The sequence below is a fragment of the Aliiroseovarius subalbicans genome, from assembly GCF_022678625.1.
GTDB classification, from domain to species: domain Bacteria; phylum Pseudomonadota; class Alphaproteobacteria; order Rhodobacterales; family Rhodobacteraceae; genus Aliiroseovarius_A; species Aliiroseovarius_A subalbicans.
This window is the reverse complement of the sequence record NZ_JALBYQ010000001.1, coordinates 630,260-645,286: the sequence shown is the minus strand read 5'-3', so window position 1 is coordinate 645,286 and position 15,027 is coordinate 630,260. Positions and strand designations below refer to the sequence as shown.

General features: G+C 61.7%; 13 protein-coding genes. 6 read left to right on the top strand and 7 right to left on the bottom strand.

The window, feature by feature from the left end:
• Together gyrA and MN188_RS03170 are read left to right on the top strand one after the other, a co-directional pair.
• A complete protein-coding gene (gyrA, locus tag MN188_RS03175) occupies nt 1-2,754 on the top strand; it encodes a DNA gyrase subunit A (protein ID WP_242107360.1) in 2,754 nt (917 codons plus the stop codon).
• Nucleotides 2,755-2,991: 237 nt separating this feature from the next.
• A complete protein-coding gene (locus MN188_RS03170; RefSeq protein WP_242106069.1) occupies nt 2,992-3,528 on the top strand; it encodes a hypothetical protein in 537 nt (178 codons plus the stop codon).
• A gap of 50 nt (nt 3,529-3,578) precedes the next feature.
• Here MN188_RS03170 and MN188_RS03165 read toward each other — a convergent pair whose 3' ends face one another.
• Nucleotides 3,579-4,280, bottom strand: coding sequence for a hypothetical protein (locus MN188_RS03165; RefSeq protein ID WP_242106066.1), 702 nt, complete (start codon nt 4,278-4,280; stop codon nt 3,579-3,581).
• A gap of 138 nt (nt 4,281-4,418) precedes the next feature.
• On the opposite strand from MN188_RS03165, the gene trmFO reads away from it, so the two are divergent.
• Together trmFO and gluQRS are read left to right on the top strand one after the other, a co-directional pair.
• The gene (trmFO, locus tag MN188_RS03160) at nt 4,419-5,762 is read left to right on the top strand and encodes a methylenetetrahydrofolate--tRNA-(uracil(54)-C(5))-methyltransferase (FADH(2)-oxidizing) TrmFO (RefSeq protein WP_242106064.1); all 1,344 of its coding nucleotides are present in this window, start codon (nt 4,419-4,421) and stop codon (nt 5,760-5,762) included.
• Nucleotides 5,759-6,586, top strand: coding sequence for a tRNA glutamyl-Q(34) synthetase GluQRS (gene gluQRS, locus MN188_RS03155; protein ID WP_420838960.1), 828 nt, complete (start codon nt 5,759-5,761; stop codon nt 6,584-6,586). The genes trmFO and gluQRS overlap by 4 nt, the downstream gene beginning before the upstream one ends.
• Nucleotides 6,587-6,608: 22 nt before the next feature.
• On the opposite strand, the gene hisI is transcribed toward gluQRS, so the two are convergent.
• Nucleotides 6,609-6,968 (bottom strand): phosphoribosyl-AMP cyclohydrolase, encoded by a 360-nt coding sequence (gene hisI, locus MN188_RS03150; RefSeq protein ID WP_242106062.1) that lies wholly within the window; start codon nt 6,966-6,968, stop codon nt 6,609-6,611.
• Between the two features lie 73 nt (nt 6,969-7,041).
• Here hisI and MN188_RS03145 point away from each other — a divergent pair, with 73 nt between their 5' ends.
• The gene (locus MN188_RS03145) at nt 7,042-7,479 is read left to right on the top strand and encodes an iron-sulfur cluster assembly scaffold protein (protein WP_242106052.1); all 438 of its coding nucleotides are present in this window, start codon (nt 7,042-7,044) and stop codon (nt 7,477-7,479) included.
• A gap of 485 nt (nt 7,480-7,964) precedes the next feature.
• Here MN188_RS03145 and MN188_RS17570 read toward each other — a convergent pair whose 3' ends face one another.
• The 5 genes from MN188_RS17570 to sciP form a co-directional block, all read right to left on the bottom strand.
• Nucleotides 7,965-8,087, bottom strand: a complete 123-nt coding sequence (locus MN188_RS17570) for a hypothetical protein (RefSeq protein WP_275116076.1) — start codon at nt 8,085-8,087, stop codon at nt 7,965-7,967.
• A gap of 115 nt (nt 8,088-8,202) precedes the next feature.
• Nucleotides 8,203-10,293, bottom strand: a complete 2,091-nt coding sequence (gene recG / locus MN188_RS03140) for an ATP-dependent DNA helicase RecG (RefSeq protein WP_242106050.1) — start codon at nt 10,291-10,293, stop codon at nt 8,203-8,205.
• Nucleotides 10,290-12,419: an NAD-dependent DNA ligase LigA gene (gene ligA, locus MN188_RS03135; RefSeq protein ID WP_242106049.1), complete on the bottom strand. Its 2,130-nt coding sequence runs from the start codon at nt 12,417-12,419 to the stop codon at nt 10,290-10,292. The genes recG and ligA overlap by 4 nt, the downstream gene beginning before the upstream one ends.
• A gap of 159 nt (nt 12,420-12,578) precedes the next feature.
• Nucleotides 12,579-13,292, bottom strand: coding sequence for a response regulator transcription factor CtrA (gene ctrA / locus MN188_RS03130; RefSeq protein ID WP_242106046.1), 714 nt, complete (start codon nt 13,290-13,292; stop codon nt 12,579-12,581).
• Between the two features lie 99 nt (nt 13,293-13,391).
• Entirely contained in the window at nt 13,392-13,670 is a 279-nt protein-coding gene (gene sciP, locus MN188_RS03125; protein WP_242106044.1) for a CtrA inhibitor SciP, read from the bottom strand.
• 126 nt (nt 13,671-13,796) lie between these two features.
• Here sciP and mnmA point away from each other — a divergent pair, with 126 nt between their 5' ends.
• A complete protein-coding gene (gene mnmA / locus MN188_RS03120) occupies nt 13,797-14,939 on the top strand; it encodes a tRNA 2-thiouridine(34) synthase MnmA (RefSeq protein WP_242106042.1) in 1,143 nt (380 codons plus the stop codon).
• Nucleotides 14,940-15,027: the final 88 nt, after the last annotated feature.

Below are 15,027 nucleotides of genomic sequence, written 5' to 3'. Positions count from 1 at the left end.
GTGAACGACACCCCAGAACCCCCTGAGAACACGGACGAAATGATGCCTGAGCGCCCAGTACATGACGGGCCGCAGATTTCGATCGAGGAGGAGATGAAAACCTCCTATCTCGACTATGCGATGAGCGTCATTGTCAGCCGTGCCATTCCGGACCTGCGCGACGGGTTGAAACCGGTGCACCGGCGCATCCTTTTCGCGATGTCCGAAACCGGCAACACGCATGAGAAACCCTATCGCAAATCGGCCCGTCCGGTCGGCGATACGATGGGGAAATACCACCCGCATGGCGACAGCGCCATTTATGATGCGCTGGTGCGTATGGCGCAGCCGTTTTCGATGTCGCTGCCGTTGCTGGATGGTCAGGGCAACTTCGGCTCGATGGATGGCGATAACGCCGCGGCGATGCGCTATACCGAAGTGCGCATGGACAAGCCCGCCGCCTCTTTGTTGGCGGATATCGAAAAAGACACGGTCGATTTTCAGGACAATTACGACGGCAAGGACAAGGAACCCACCGTCCTGCCCGCGCGGTTCCCGAACATGCTGGTCAACGGTGCCGGCGGTATTGCCGTTGGCATGGCCACCAACATCCCCCCGCATAATCTGGGCGAAGTCATAGATGCAACGCTGGCCCTGATCGCGGAACCGGACATGTCGTCCGAACGCCTGATGGAGATCGTGCCCGCCCCCGACTTTCCCACCGGCGGCATCATCCTGGGCCGGGCTGGCGCGCGCAAAGCGTATCTCGAGGGGCGCGGCAGCGTCATCATCCGGGCGAAAACCCGGATCGAGGAGATCCGCAAGGACCGCTATGCCATTGTTCTGGATGAAATTCCTTATCAGGTGAACAAGGCCGCGATGATCGAAAAGATCGCCGACCTGGTGCGCGAAAAGAAGATCGAGGGCATCTCAGGCGTCGCAGATGAAAGCGACCGGATCGGCGTGCGCGTGGTGGTCGAGCTGAAGCGCGACGCCACCCCGGAAGTGGTGCTGAACCAGCTGTTCCGCTTCACGCCGATGCAGACCCATTTTGGCTGCAACATGCTGGCGCTGAATGGTGGACGGCCCGAACAGCTGACCCTGCGCGATTTTCTGAGCCATTTCATCACCTTCCGTGAGGAAGTTGTGACCCGTCGCACCGCCTTCGACCTGCGAAAGGCGCGTGAACGCAGCCATGTACTGTGCGGCCTGGCCGTGGCCGTGTCGAACGTGGATGAGGTCGTCGCGACGATCCGAAGCTCGGCCGACCCAGCGGATGCGCGTGAGAAACTGATGACCCGCCGCTGGCCCGCGCATGACATCGCGGAATACATCCAGCTGATCGACGACCCCAGCCACAAGATGAACGACGACGGGACCTACAACCTGTCGGAAACCCAGGCCCGCGCGATCCTGGAGCTGCGCCTGCAGCGCCTGACGGCGATGGGGGTCAAGGAAGTCACCGACGAGCTGCAAGAGCTGGCCGGGAAAATCCGCGACTACCTCGACATCCTGCGGTCGCGCGATCGGATCATGGCGATCATCTCGGACGAGCTGAACGAGGTTAAAGATCAGTTTGCCGTGCCGCGCCGCACTGAGATCGTCGACTGGTCCGGTGACATGGACGACGAAGACCTGATCGAGCGCGAGGACATGGTGGTCACCATCACCGCAAGCGGTTGGGCCAAGCGCACGCCGTTGGCCGATTTCCGCGCGCAGAAACGCGGCGGCAAGGGGCTGTCGGGTATGGCGACCAAGGACGAGGACGCGATCACCACGCTCTTTGTGGCCAACACGCACACGCAGCTTCTGTTTTTCACCGACGACGGCATGGCCTACAAGCTGAAGACCTGGCGCCTGCCCCAGGGGGGACGCACCGCCAAGGGCAAGCCGCTCTTGCAGATCCTGCCGATTCCGCAGGGTGTTTCCATTGCCGCCATCCTGCCGGTGGACCGGGATGAGGCCGAGTGGGACGATTTGCAGATCGTCTTTGCCACCTCCAAGGGCTCAGTCCGGCGCAACCGGTTGTCGGATTTCACCAATGTGAAGGCCAACGGCAAGATCGCGATGAAATTCGAAGGCGACGACGAAGGCACCCGCCTGATCAACGCGCGCATCTGCGATGAGAATGACGACGTGATGCTGGTCACCTCTTCGGGCCGCGCGATCCGCTTCCCGGTGACTGACGTGCGCGTGTTCAACTCGCGCGCCTCGCTGGGTGTGCGCGGCATCAAACTGGTGAATGACGGGGATCAGGTCGTGTCGGCCTCGGTCATCCGCCATTTCGACGCGGAAGCCTCTGAACGGTCCGCCTATCTCAAGATGCGCCGCCAACTGGCCGGCGCGGATGACGAAGGCGCCGAGGACGAGATCGAGGGCGACATCACCGCTGACCGGTTCGCCGAGATGCAGGCCGCCGAGGATCTGATCGTAACCATCACCGAAGGTGGCATTGGCAAGATCTCCTCGTCGCACGATTACCCGGTGCGCGGGCGCGGCGGCCAAGGCGTCACTGCGATGGAGAAAACCATGCGCGGCGGCCCGATCGTCGCCTGTTTCCCGATCGAGATGGAAGATCAGATCATGCTGGCCACCTCGAAAGGCCAATCGATCCGCTGTCCGGTTGATGGCATCAGCTTCCGCTCACGCGGGGCCGGTGGCGTGAAGGTGTTCAACACCGGCAAGGGCGAAAGCGTCGTGTCGGTGGCGCGGATCGCCGAACAGGGCGACGAAGCAGAGAGTGATGCGGAAGAGACGGTCAGCCCCGACAGCTGACCTGCACGTTCAAGACACAAAGAAAAGGGTGGCCAAGTGGCCGCCCTTTGTCGTTCAGATGGGGCGAAACAATCCGCACGCAGCCGGTTGATTGCCCCGGTTCCCCGCACAATCACCCCATAGCCACCCAATTTCAGCCCCATTTGACCGTATTCTGCCCTCAGGATTTCCGGCGAAATATCGCTGGCTTAACAAGTCTGACCTGTTCACAGGAAGCAGAAGACAAGGGGCAACAAAATGACCGAGCAGTCTAACGGCGTCATGATTTCGAAATCCGGGCACCAGGCCATTCGCCTGCTGATTGCCTCGTGGTTCATTGGGGCCTCAACCGGGGTTGTGCCCTATGAGGCAGCGCATGCGATGGCCGCGCGGCTGATCCCGTGGAGTTGGTCCGAGTTGGCGCTGTCGACTTTCCTGTTCGCCACTGCTTGGCTTATCCTGATCGGACGCCAGACTCGCGGTGCCGCACTTTTGCTGGCTTTGTTCGTGTTCTGGTCGGGCTATATGGCCAGTTTCGGCCCACACAAAACGCTCGAGTTTCACGAGTTTTGGCGCGACCTTGCCTTGATGGGCGCACTGTTGCTGACCTATACACAGCCAGCCGCGATAAACACGACACCTGAGGAATGCCCCCAGACGCGCTTGCGTCTGGTAAACAAACCGCAGAACCGTCCTTTGCCCAGCCCTGCCAGCAACGCAACCGGGCACGCCGCATTTGACGACAGCCCGGATGAAATGGCGGGCCTTTTCAATCGCATGATGGACTACGCCTAGGCCACACCACCTTGCGCAGGTTCAATCAGAACGCATAGCCCGCAAGCAGATCAGTTCCCTGGGATCAAGACAGGTGACAGGCGCGAATTGAACGTGGTACCTGCCCCGAATTCGATCCCGAAGTTGACCGTAAGGACCTCATCCGTGCCGAAAGGGTTGTCTTCATGGATATAGGCGATTTCGCCATAGGCCCCATTGTCAAAGCCATACCGCGCGCCAATAGACAGACGTGTCATCGTTCCGACCACCTGATCCAGGTAAAACGCCCCAGCGGTCACCGAATAGCCGCGACCGGTTTCGGCGAAGGCATATTCGCCGGATAGTGTGGCGAACTGGGCACTCGAAGTTTCGTCGATCTGTCCGATAGCGGCATCAACAGACAACGGCCCTTCATGATAGGCAACTTCGGCCCCGTAACCCGTCTGGGTCGGCCCCGCCCAGTCTTCATGGGTCACGAACAATCCGATATCCCAATTCGGGTACATCGCGTATGTCGCGTGCAGACCGACCCCCCAAAGGGTCGGGACACCAGCACCTGAATATGTCCAGACTGCCCCGTCAAATTGGAGCCCAAATCGATCGGTGATCGCGGTGTCGACCGAACCAAGAACCGAATACTGCCCGCTCGGGTCGCCCTGTTCCGTGCCATAGGAAAAGGCCAAGTCCCCACCAGTCACCTCAAAAGCCTGCGCCATCGACGCGGTGACAATCAATCCGGTTGCAAGTGTAGATGTAAGAAAATGTTTCAACATGCCACCCTCCTATGGGACGAACTCAAATGTGCGGGCAAAGCCCGCCATGAACGCAATCATAGCGCGAACCGGCGCGCCCTGCCTTGATTTGGTGCAAATCCCTTTGCATTCATGGCTCGACGGGCTACATCCCGCCGGATGACACAAGAATTGCATATCGTCGGCGGTGGGCTGGCTGGATCCGAGGCGGCCTGGCAGGCCGCGCAGATGGGCGTGAACGTGGTGATCCACGAAATGCGCCCACAGGTCGAAACCTTCGCGCATCAGACCGGCGATTTGGCCGAAATGGTGTGTTCGAACTCGTTCCGCTCGGACGATGACGAACAGAACGCCGTGGGTCTGTTGCATTGGGAAATGCGCGCCGCGAACGGGTTGATCATGGCGATGGCCGACCGCCACCGCCTGCCCGCTGGCGGCGCCCTGGCCGTGGACCGTGATGCGTTTTCGCAAGGCGTGACCGCCGCGCTGACCGCACTGCCCAATGTGCGGGTGGAGTATGGCGAGGTCAGCACCCTGCCCGAGGACGGCCACTGGATCTTTGCCACCGGCCCCCTGACCAGCCCCGCGCTTGGCCAGGCGATCCAGTCCGAAACCGGTGCCGAGCGGCTGGCGTTTTTCGACGCCATCGCCCCCATCGTGCATGCCGACAGCATTGACATGGACGTGGTCTGGGCACAGTCGCGCTATGACAAGGGCGACACCGAGGCTGAACGCAAAGCCTACCTCAACTGCCCGATGACAAAGCCGCAGTATGAGGCGTTCATCGACGCGCTGCTGGCCGCCGACAAGACCGAGTTTCATGACGGCGAAACCGCCGGTTATTTCGACGGCTGCCTTCCGATCGAGGTGATGGCGGAACGCGGGCGCGAGACCCTGCGGTTTGGCCCGATGAAACCCATTGGCCTGACCAATTCGCATGATCCTGAGAACAAGGCCTATGCGGTGGTGCAGTTGCGCCGCGACAATGCGCTGGGCACGCTGTTCAACATCGTCGGTTTCCAAACCAAGATGAAATACGGCGCCCAGACCGAGGTGTTTCGCACCATTCCGGGCCTGGAAAACGCCAGCTTTGCGCGGCTGGGCGGGATCCACCGAAACACCTTCATGAATTCGCCCACTCTTCTGGACGACCAGATGCGCCTGGCGTCGAAACCTAACATCCGCTTTGCCGGGCAGGTGACCGGCGTTGAGGGCTATGTCGAAAGTGCTGCAATGGGTCTGTTGGCGGGGCGTTTCGCTGCTGCCGAGATCCTGGGCATCCCCCTGCCCGCGGCCCCGCAGGACACCGCCACCGGTGCTCTGATCCACCACATTACCGGCGGCGCCGAGGCCAAGACGTTCCAACCGATGAACGTGAATTTCGGCCTGTTTCGCCCGGTTGACGGGCTCAAAGGCGGCCGACGCGGGCGCAAGGACCGTTACAAGGCCTATACCGACCGCGCCAAGGCTGATTGGACCGGCTGGCTGGACGCACAGGGGTGATCACCCGCTTCGCCCCCTCGCCCACGGGGCTTTTGCACCTGGGGCACGCGTTTTCCGCGCTCACGGCCTGGGACGCGGCACAGGCGGCGGGCGGGCAGTTTCTGCTCAGGATCGAAGATATCGACCGCCCCCGCTGCCGCGACGAATACGAGGCCGCGATCTATGACGACCTGCGCTGGCTGGGGCTGGACTGGCCCACCCCGGTGATGCGTCAGAGCGACCGGATGGGCGCATACGCAGTCGCGCTGGATCGGCTCGCAGCCCTTGGCGTGACATATCCCTGTGGCTGTACACGGGGTGACATCAAGGCGACGCTGTCGGCGCCACAGGAAGGTGCGCCGCTGCAAGGGCCCGACGGTCTGATCTATCCCGGCACCTGTCGCGGCCGCACGATGGCTGACCGCCACCCCGGCGACGCGATCCGGTTGAACATGGCCCGGGCGATGGAAATCACTGGCCCGCTCAGTTTTCACGATACCGGCGCGACACAAACCCTGACCGCGCCTGAGATGATCGACAGCATCGGTGATATCGTGCTGGCCCGCAAAGACATCGGTACCTCCTATCACTTGTCGGTCGTTGTTGATGACGCAGCACAGAACATCACCGACGTGATCCGAGGCAAGGATCTGGCGCCCGCCACGCCAATCCATGTGCTTTTACAACGCCTTTTGGACCTGCCCGTGCCGACCTTCCACCATCACCGCCTGATCCGGGATGAGGCGGGCAAGCGATTGGCCAAACGCGACGACGCCCGCGCCATTCGCACCTACCGAGACAGCGGCGAGTCCCCCGCCGACATCCGCCACATGGTCGGGCTCTGACGTCTGAATAACCGGGGTCGGCCTAACCTTCGGGTGCCATCAGCTCGACCTCTTCCCCGTCACGCACCGCCGTATAGAAACACGACCGCCGGTTGGTGTGGCAGGCAGGCCCGGTCTGTTTCACCGTGACCAACAGGCAGTCGCGATCACAATCGAACCGGAACTCCACCAGCGCCTGCACATGGCCCGAGCTTTCGCCCTTCACCCAGAACGCCTGACGAGAGCGTGACCAATAGGTCACCTTGCCGGTCTCAAGCGTGCGCGTGACGGCTTCGGCATTCATCCAGGCCATCATCAGAACCTCGCCCGTTTCCGCGTCCTGCGCGATGGCCGGGATCAGTCCCTTGTCGTCGTATTTCAGCGCGGTCACGTCGAATTGCATGGCGCGTCCTTTTCATCTTCGGTGCAAACCCTTACCTAGGACAGACGCGGCGAAAGGGCCAGAAGGGAAAACCATGAGCGACAGTGACCTGATCAATCTGTATTCGAAACAGATCCTCGCGCTGGCGGCTGACATCCCGCTTCTGGGCACGCTTGACGCGCCCCAGGCCCGCGTGAAGAAACGCGCGCCGCTCTGTGGCTCGACCGTGACGGTGGACCTGTCTGTTCAAGATGGCCGGGTGGCCCAGTTTGCCCAAAACGTGAAGGCCTGCGCGCTGGGCCAGGCGTCAGCCTCAATCCTGGGGCGTCATGTGATCGGGCGCAATCGGGCGGAACTGGCGCAGGCCCGCGAGGCGCTTCATGCCATGCTGACACAGGATGGCGCGACACCGCCCACGCCTTTCGAAAGCTACGAAGTGTTGCGCCCGGCACGCGATTTCAAGAACCGGCACGCGTCGATCCTTCTGGCGCTGGACGCCACGCTTGAAGCGTTCGACCAGATCGACACTTAAGCATTCGAAAACACCAAACCTTTTTACAAAGCGAAAAGGGCGACCTTGGCTCAACTGATCCGGCAGCCTTGTGCGCCTGGGGCAACGGTCACAGGGTATCGCCTTCTGGGTTCAAGACCTGACCCAGCAAGTGACAGAGATGGCGGAAGCTCTACACCATGTGTTGGCTTCCAAAGACGAATTCCTTTTGAGCGCCAGCCTACGTGAATAACCTCGCCGTCAACGCGAAAATCAACGCGGCCCGTGCGGGGACCGCTGGGGCGGGCTTCACCTGACCTATCGTTTCGTGACCCGAACAAAAAAAACCGCCGCACTCCTGGGACGGGAGGCGGCGGAAGTGTGCGGTATTCAGGCTCCGGACCCCGGGTTGGAATGAGGCAAAACCCCGGGGTGGGACAGTGACGAGCAGTGAGTGACCGTCGGTGCATCAAAGGGGACAGGATGCGATGTTCCGGATCTTTCCGCAGGCAGAAACGTGAATGAACTCAGATCAGACCGGGCAGGTGCAGACCGGCGAAAAGGACAACCATCAAGGCGGTTCCGCCAGCGATGTCCTGCCAGATCGTGGCAGAGGATCGGGTCAGAATGGCTTGGATTTCCTTCAGCATGTCTTTGCTCCTGCGCTCTGTCGTTGTTCATCTTTGTTGCCCCTTTGTTCCCATATTGAGAACAAAGAGTAAAGAACTTTATGAGAACATTCGTGAACTTTTTAGAACGTCTGCGCTAACCCACTGAAATCAAACGAATCGCTTCATCCCGGCGCATCAGCCACAGAAGAACCCGCGCGGCGGCCCCGCGCGGGGTCTCCAGTCGCGGGTCTTCCTGCAAAAGAAGGCGCGCGTCTTTCTGCGCCACCGCCATCAGCCCGGCCTGATGTTCCAGATCGCCGATCTGGAACCTTGGCACGCCGGATTGCGCCACGCCGATCAGATCTCCGGCGCCGCGCATTTCCAAGTCTTCCTCGGCGATGCGGAACCCGTCCTCGGTCTCGCGCAGAATGCCAAGGCGCCGCTCGCCCCCTTCGGTCAGCGGTGGCTGATACATCAATAGGCAGGTCGAGGCCGCGGTGCCACGCCCAACCCGACCGCGCAGCTGGTGCAGCTGGGCCAGGCCGAAGTGCTCGGCCCGTTCGATCACCATGATCGACGCATTGGGCACGTCGACGCCGACCTCGATCACGGTTGTCGCGACCAGAACCTTGGTCTCGCCGCGCTGAAAGGCCGCCATCGCGGCGTCTTTCTCCCCCGGCGGCATCTGGCCGTGAACCAGGCCCACAGCGCCTTCGCCCAGGGCCGCGCGCAGGTGTTTGAACCGCTCTTCGGCCGCGACCATGTCGACGACTTCGCTTTCCTCGACCAGAGGACAGACCCAATAGGCCTGACGCCCCTCGTCCATCGCGCGGCGTAAACGCGCCACCACCTCGTCGACCCGCGCGGTTGGCACGGTCGCGGTCTGGATCGGCTTTCGCCCTGGCGGTTTTTCGTCCAACACGCTCACATCCATGTCGCCATATTGCGCCAATGCCAGAGAACGTGGGATCGGCGTTGCAGTCATCACCAGCACGTCCGAGGCAGTGCCCTTCGCCCCCAGCTCCATCCGCTGCGCCACGCCAAAGCGGTGCTGTTCATCCACCACCGCAAGGCGAAGGTCATGATACTCCACGTCTTTTTGGAACACCGCGTGGGTTCCAACCAGAATGTGGATATCGCCCGCCGCCAGTGCCGCAAGTTTGGCGCGCCGCTCGCCCCCCTTGTCGCGCCCGGTCAGAAGCTCGACCACCACCCCCGCCGCCTCGGCCAGGGGGCGCAATCCGTCCAGGTGCTGACGCGCCAGGATTTCGGTGGGGGCCATCATTACCCCCTGCCCGCCTGCTTCGACCGCGACCAGAAGCGCCATGAAGGCGACCAGTGTCTTGCCCGCGCCGACGTCGCCCTGCAACAGCCGGTTCATGCGCAGGCCGCTGGCCATGTCCGCCGCGATTTCCTCGATCGCGCGGGCTTGCGCCCCGGTCGGCGCATAGGGCAGCGAGGCCAAAACCTTGTCCTGCAAAACGCCGCTGCCCTGGCTGACCCGACCCTTGCCACGGCGCACCTGCGCGCGCGCAAGCGCCAGGGTCAACTGATGGGCAAAGAACTCATCATACGCCAGGCGGCGCCGGACCGGGTTGGTATAAACCAGGTCATCGGGCCCTTGCGGTGCATGGCCTGCGCGCACTGCATCGTGCCAGTCGGGCCAGTGTTCGCGCTCTTTCAGCGCCGGGTCGATCCATTCGGCCAAGGGGTTGATGCGGCGCAAAACCTCACCCACCGCCTTCACCATCAGCTTGCCGGTGATGCCCGCGGTCAGGTGATAGACCGGTTCGTATTCGGGAATGTGGTCGGCCTCGGCCGGGGTCAGGATATAGTCGGGATGCGCAATCTGCAGCACGTTGTCGAACATTTCGACCTTGCCCGACACGACGCGCCGCTGCCCGGTCGGCAGGTGGCGTTTCAGCCAGGCCTCGTTGGCGTGGAAGAACACCAGCTGGAAGGTGATCAGCGCATCCGTCACCTCGACCCGATACGGCGCGGTGCGCGTGCGCCCGGGCATATGGCGCCCGACCTCAACCTCAACTGTAACCGTATCGGGGGGCTGCACCTCCTGCGCGCTGGCGCGAAACTGCCGGTCTACGCCGGAATATGGCAGCGAAAACAACACATCACGCGGCGCGGTGATGCCAAGCGCTTCAAAGGCTTTGGCACTTTTCGGCCCGACACCACCCAGCGTTTCTAGGTCCGCGAACAAAGGGAACAGGATTTCTGGCCGCGTGCTCATGCGTCCCCTATCAGGGTTAACCACCCGTCTTCGTCGATGGTTTCGACCCCCAACTCGGCGGCCTTCTTTGCCTTCGACCCAGCCCCCGGCCCGGCCACCAACAGGTCGGTCTTGCCAGACACCGAGCCCGAGACCTTGGCTCCCAGCGCCTCGGCGCGCGCCTTGGCCTCGGCGCGGGTCAGCTTTTCCAATGTGCCGGTGAACACGACGGTCTTGCCGGCCACCGGGCTTTCACTGCTCGGCGCCTCGACCGGTTCGATTTCAAGCTCGGCAACCAGCCGGTCGATCGACGCCCGCTCGGCCTCCTGGTGAAACGCGGTTACCAGCGAGGCGGCCATGACCTCACCCACCCCATCGATCGCGATCAGTGCCTCCCACGCCTCACCCTCGCCCACCTGGGCCTGGGTCATCGCGGCCTCAAAACCGTCCCAACTGCCATAGCTGCGCGCCAGAAGGTTCGCAGAACTATCGCCAACATGGCGCAGGCCCAGGCCGAAAATCACCCGGTTCAGGGCAATCGCACGACGTGCATCAATCGCGGCAAACAGCTTGTGTGCCGATTTGTCGCCCCAGCCCTCGCGGTTTTTCAACTGTTGCAGCCCCCGGCCGAAGCGCGCTTTCAGGTGAAAGATGTCGGCAGGTTCCTTGATCCAGCCGTCCAGATAGAACTGCTCGACCTGCTTGGCGCCCAGCCCGTCGATGTCAAAGGCGCCGCGGCTGACGAAATGCTTCAGCTTTTCCACCGCCTGGGCCGGGCAGATTATGCCACCTGTGCAACGGCGCACCGCGTCGCCTTCCTCGCGCACCGCGTCCGAGCCGCATTCCGGGCAGGTGGTGGGAAAGTCGAAGGGTTGCGCCGTTTTGGGTCGTTTCGACAGGTCCACGTCCTTCACCTTGGGGATCACGTCGCCCGCGCGATAGACCTGCACCCAGTCGCCCACGCGAATGTCTTTGCCGTCGCGAATCTCTTCGCCCTTGCTGTCGCGGCCCTGGATGTAGTCTTCGTTGTGCAGCGTCGCATTCGACACCACCACGCCGCCCACGGTCACCGGGGTCAAGCGCGCGACTGGCGACAGCGCGCCGGTACGCCCGACCTGAATGTCGATCGCCTCAAGCCGTGTCCAGGCGAGCTCGGCCGGGAACTTATGCGCGATCGCCCACCGCGGCGTTGTTGAGCGAAAACCCAATCGGGCCTGCAGCGCAAGATCATCGACCTTGTAAACCACGCCGTCGATGTCATAGCCCAACGTTGCGCGCCGGGCTTCAATGTCGCGGTAATGCGCGAGCAGCGTGGCGGTGTCGTCGCAGCGACGGGTCAGCGGATTGGTCTGGAACCCAAGCGTCGCAAGTCGGTCGATCGCGCCCATCTGTGTTTGCGCCAGGGGGGCAGAAACGGCGCCCCAGGCGTAGGCAAAAAAGCGCAGCGGGCGGTTCTTGGTGATCGTGGCGTCCAATTGGCGAAGGCTGCCGGCCGCGGCATTGCGCGGGTTGGCAAACCGTTTATCCCCCGCTTCCTCCTGCCGTTTGTTCAGTGCGCTGAAATCTTCATGCGACATGTAAACCTCGCCGCGAACTTCCAAGAGGTCTGGCGCACCGGTCAGGGTATGAGGAATGTCGGCAATAGTGCGGGCATTGGCGGTGACGTTTTCGCCAACCGCGCCATCGCCCCGCGTGGCCGCCTGCACCAGATGGCCCTGTTCATAGCGCAGCGACAGCGATAGCCCGTCGATTTTAGGCTCGGCGGTGAAGGCCAAAGGCGCATCCGCATCGAGGCCCAGAAAACTGCGAATGCGAGTGTTAAACTCCCCAACATCTTCGTCATCGAACGCGTTGCCAAGTGACAGCAAGCGTTGCGCATGGGTCACCTTAGAAAAGCCCGCGGAAGGCTGAGCACCGACCTGATCGGTCGGGCTGTCCGAACGTTTCAAGGCCGGAAACCGCGCTTCAATCGCGGCGTTGCGCTGTTTCTGCGCATCGTAGTCCGCATCCGAAATCTCGGGCGCGTCCTGACCGTGATAGGCGGTGTTGGCCCGCCTCAAAAGAAGGGCCAGACGCGCAAGCTCGGCCGCTGCCTGTACGTCGCTCAGCGCCTCAATCTCGATCCGGGACAGGTCCTGTTCGCTCACGTCTTCCCCCTGAAAGCCACCTTTCAAGTGATAGGCCCACGCCCTTGCCCCGTCCAGACCCGTGCACGGGGGAGGACAAAAGAAACCCGGCCGCGCCGAAGCTGCGACCGGGTCCGGAGGGATCTTGGGAAACCGGGTGACACGCACCCGAGGTTAGGATCAGGCGCCCATGGCGATCTGGGCGTCCAGCTCGGCCGGTTCTGGATCGCGCAGCACATAGCCACGACCCCAGACCGTTTCGATGTAATTGTCACCGCTCGTGGCCGTCGACAGCTTCTTGCGCAGCTTGCAGATGAACACGTCGATGATTTTCAGCTCGGGTTCGTCCATGCCACCATAGAGGTGATTGAGGAACATTTCCTTGGTCAAGGTCGTCCCTTTGCGCAAGGACAGAAGTTCGAGCATCTGGTATTCCTTACCGGTCAGATGGACGGTACGACCGTCAACTTCAACCGTCTTGGCATCCAGGTTGACCGAGATCTTGCCGGTCTTGATGATCGATTGCGAATGCCCCTTGGAGCGGCGAATAATTGCATGGATGCGCGCCACGAGCTCTTCACGATGGAACGGCTTGGTCATGTAATCGTCGGCACCAAACCCAAAGCCCTTGATCTTGTTTTCGGTGTCATCCGCCCCGGTCAGGATCAGGATCGGCGTTTCGATCCGGGCTAGCCGCAGTTGACGCAGCACCTCATGTCCGTTCATGTCGGGCAGGTTCAGATCCAGCAAGATCAGGTCGTAATCATAGAGCTTGGCAAGATCGATGCCTTCCTCGCCCAAGTCCGTGGAATAGACGTTCAGGTTCGCATGCGTCAGCATCAGTTCGATGCTGCGGGATGTGGTCGGGTCGTCTTCCACCAGCAAGATGCGCATTTGGATAATCTCCGCTTAATCATCAGGTCCGTTGGTAAAGACATAATATTGAAATGGTTAATGACCCGTTACGCTTGCGGAACTTTTAGCGAATACTCGTCAAGGTTGTCTATAATTTTGCAACGCCGTCGCCTTCAAAGCGGCCTCACCGTGTTGTTCAACTGCCGTTTTCCACTCGCAAAACTCCTCTTCAGACAGGGCGTAGGTCTTTAACGCGTCTGCCAGCGTCAGAAGGCCGTATGTGACACCCTTCACCACCGCCGCCTTGCGGCTGGCCACCCACCGACGTGTCGTCGCCGGTGGCAGGTCGGCGCGGGTCATGATTGCCCCATCAGGCAGCGTCACGGCGCGCGGTCCATCAACTTTCTTTAGATACATGGGCAATCCCCGAATTCGAAACTCCGGGACAATCTGGCGTGACAGACTTAAGGAGTGGTGAAACCAGCCCTTGTTGTTAGTTCGAATTTTCCTATATTCCGTAACTCCTCTGAAAAGGCTTTCACCATGGACGGCGCGACCCCTCCCCTGAACTCACTCGGCTTTGCCAAGCCACCCGCCGAGACCCGCGTGGTCGTGGCGATGTCGGGCGGAGTCGATTCGTCCGTTGTGGCGGCGATGCTGGCCGAAGAAGGCTATGATGTGATCGGCGTCACGCTGCAGCTCTATGACCACGGCGCAGCATTGGCCAAGAAAGGCGCCTGCTGTGCGGGGATCGACATTCACGACGCGCGCCGCGTGGCCGAGGACATGGGGTTTCCCCATTACGTGCTGGATTATGAGAACATCTTTCAGGACGCTGTGATCGAAGAATTTGCCGAAAGCTACCTGTCAGGGGCCACGCCGGTGCCCTGCATCCGCTGCAACGAACGGGTGAAGTTCAAGGACCTGCTGGGCACCGCACGTGATCTTGGGGCCGATTGCATGGCCACAGGGCATTATATCCAGCGCCTTCCGGGTGATCACGGCGCCGCACTGCACATGGCCGCCGACCCGACCCGCGATCAAAGCTATTTCCTGTTCTCAACCACGCAAGAACAGCTGGATTACCTGCGCTTTCCACTGGGGCATCTGAAAACCAAGGACGAGACCCGGGCGCTCGCGCACAAATACGGGCTATCGGTGGCGGACAAGCCCGATAGTCAGGACATCTGCTTCGTGCCCGATGGCAATTACGCGGGCGTGATCGAGAAGCTGCGGCCCGGGGCTGCTGAACCGGGTGAGATCGTCCATGCCGACGGTCGCGTATTAGGCACCCATGAGGGCGTGATCCACTACACGATCGGCCAAAGGCGGGGCCTGGGCATCGGCGGGCTGAGCGAGCCGCTGTACGTGGTGCGGCTGGACGTGGACGCAAAACAGGTCATCGTCGGGCCGAAAGACATGCTGGCCACGCGGGTCATCCCGGTGCGTGAAATCAACTGGCTTGGGGACGAGGCGTTCGACAGCCTGTCGGAATGGCACCTGTCGGTCAAGGTCCGCTCGACCCGCCCGCCGCGCGAAGCAATTCTGCGCCCACTGTCTGCGACTGAGGCCGAGGTGGAGCTAATGACCCCCGAAGAGGGCGTCAGCCCGGGACAGGCCTGCGTGTTCTATGACCCCGACGGCACGCGGGTGTTTGGCGGCGGCTGGATCTGGCGCGGGGCCTGATCCGAGCGAAGCGAGGCCACCGCCCCGCAGGTGAAAATTTTTCTGGAAAAATTTTGCTGTCGGTGGCGCGCTGCGCGCGGGGGCGCAT

Excerpts from the sequence above, each read along its gene's own strand:
- MN188_RS03170 (WP_242106069.1), top strand. The coding sequence starts at position 2,992 with ATGACCGAGCAGTCTAACGGCGTCATGATTTCGAAATCCGGGCACCAG.
- MN188_RS03165 (WP_242106066.1), bottom strand. The coding sequence starts at position 4,280 with ATGTTGAAACATTTTCTTACATCTACACTTGCAACCGGATTGATTGTC.
- trmFO (WP_242106064.1), top strand. The coding sequence starts at position 4,419 with ATGACACAAGAATTGCATATCGTCGGCGGTGGGCTGGCTGGATCCGAG.
- hisI (WP_242106062.1), bottom strand. The coding sequence starts at position 6,968 with ATGCAATTCGACGTGACCGCGCTGAAATACGACGACAAGGGACTGATC.
- MN188_RS03145 (WP_242106052.1), top strand. The coding sequence starts at position 7,042 with ATGAGCGACAGTGACCTGATCAATCTGTATTCGAAACAGATCCTCGCG.
- MN188_RS17570 (WP_275116076.1), bottom strand. The coding sequence starts at position 8,087 with ATGCTGAAGGAAATCCAAGCCATTCTGACCCGATCCTCTGCCACGATC.
- recG (WP_242106050.1), bottom strand. The coding sequence starts at position 10,293 with ATGAGCACGCGGCCAGAAATCCTGTTCCCTTTGTTCGCGGACCTAGAA.
- ctrA (WP_242106046.1), bottom strand. The coding sequence starts at position 13,292 with ATGCGCATCTTGCTGGTGGAAGACGACCCGACCACATCCCGCAGCATC.
- sciP (WP_242106044.1), bottom strand. The coding sequence starts at position 13,670 with ATGTATCTAAAGAAAGTTGATGGACCGCGCGCCGTGACGCTGCCTGAT.
- mnmA (WP_242106042.1), top strand. The coding sequence starts at position 13,797 with ATGGACGGCGCGACCCCTCCCCTGAACTCACTCGGCTTTGCCAAGCCA.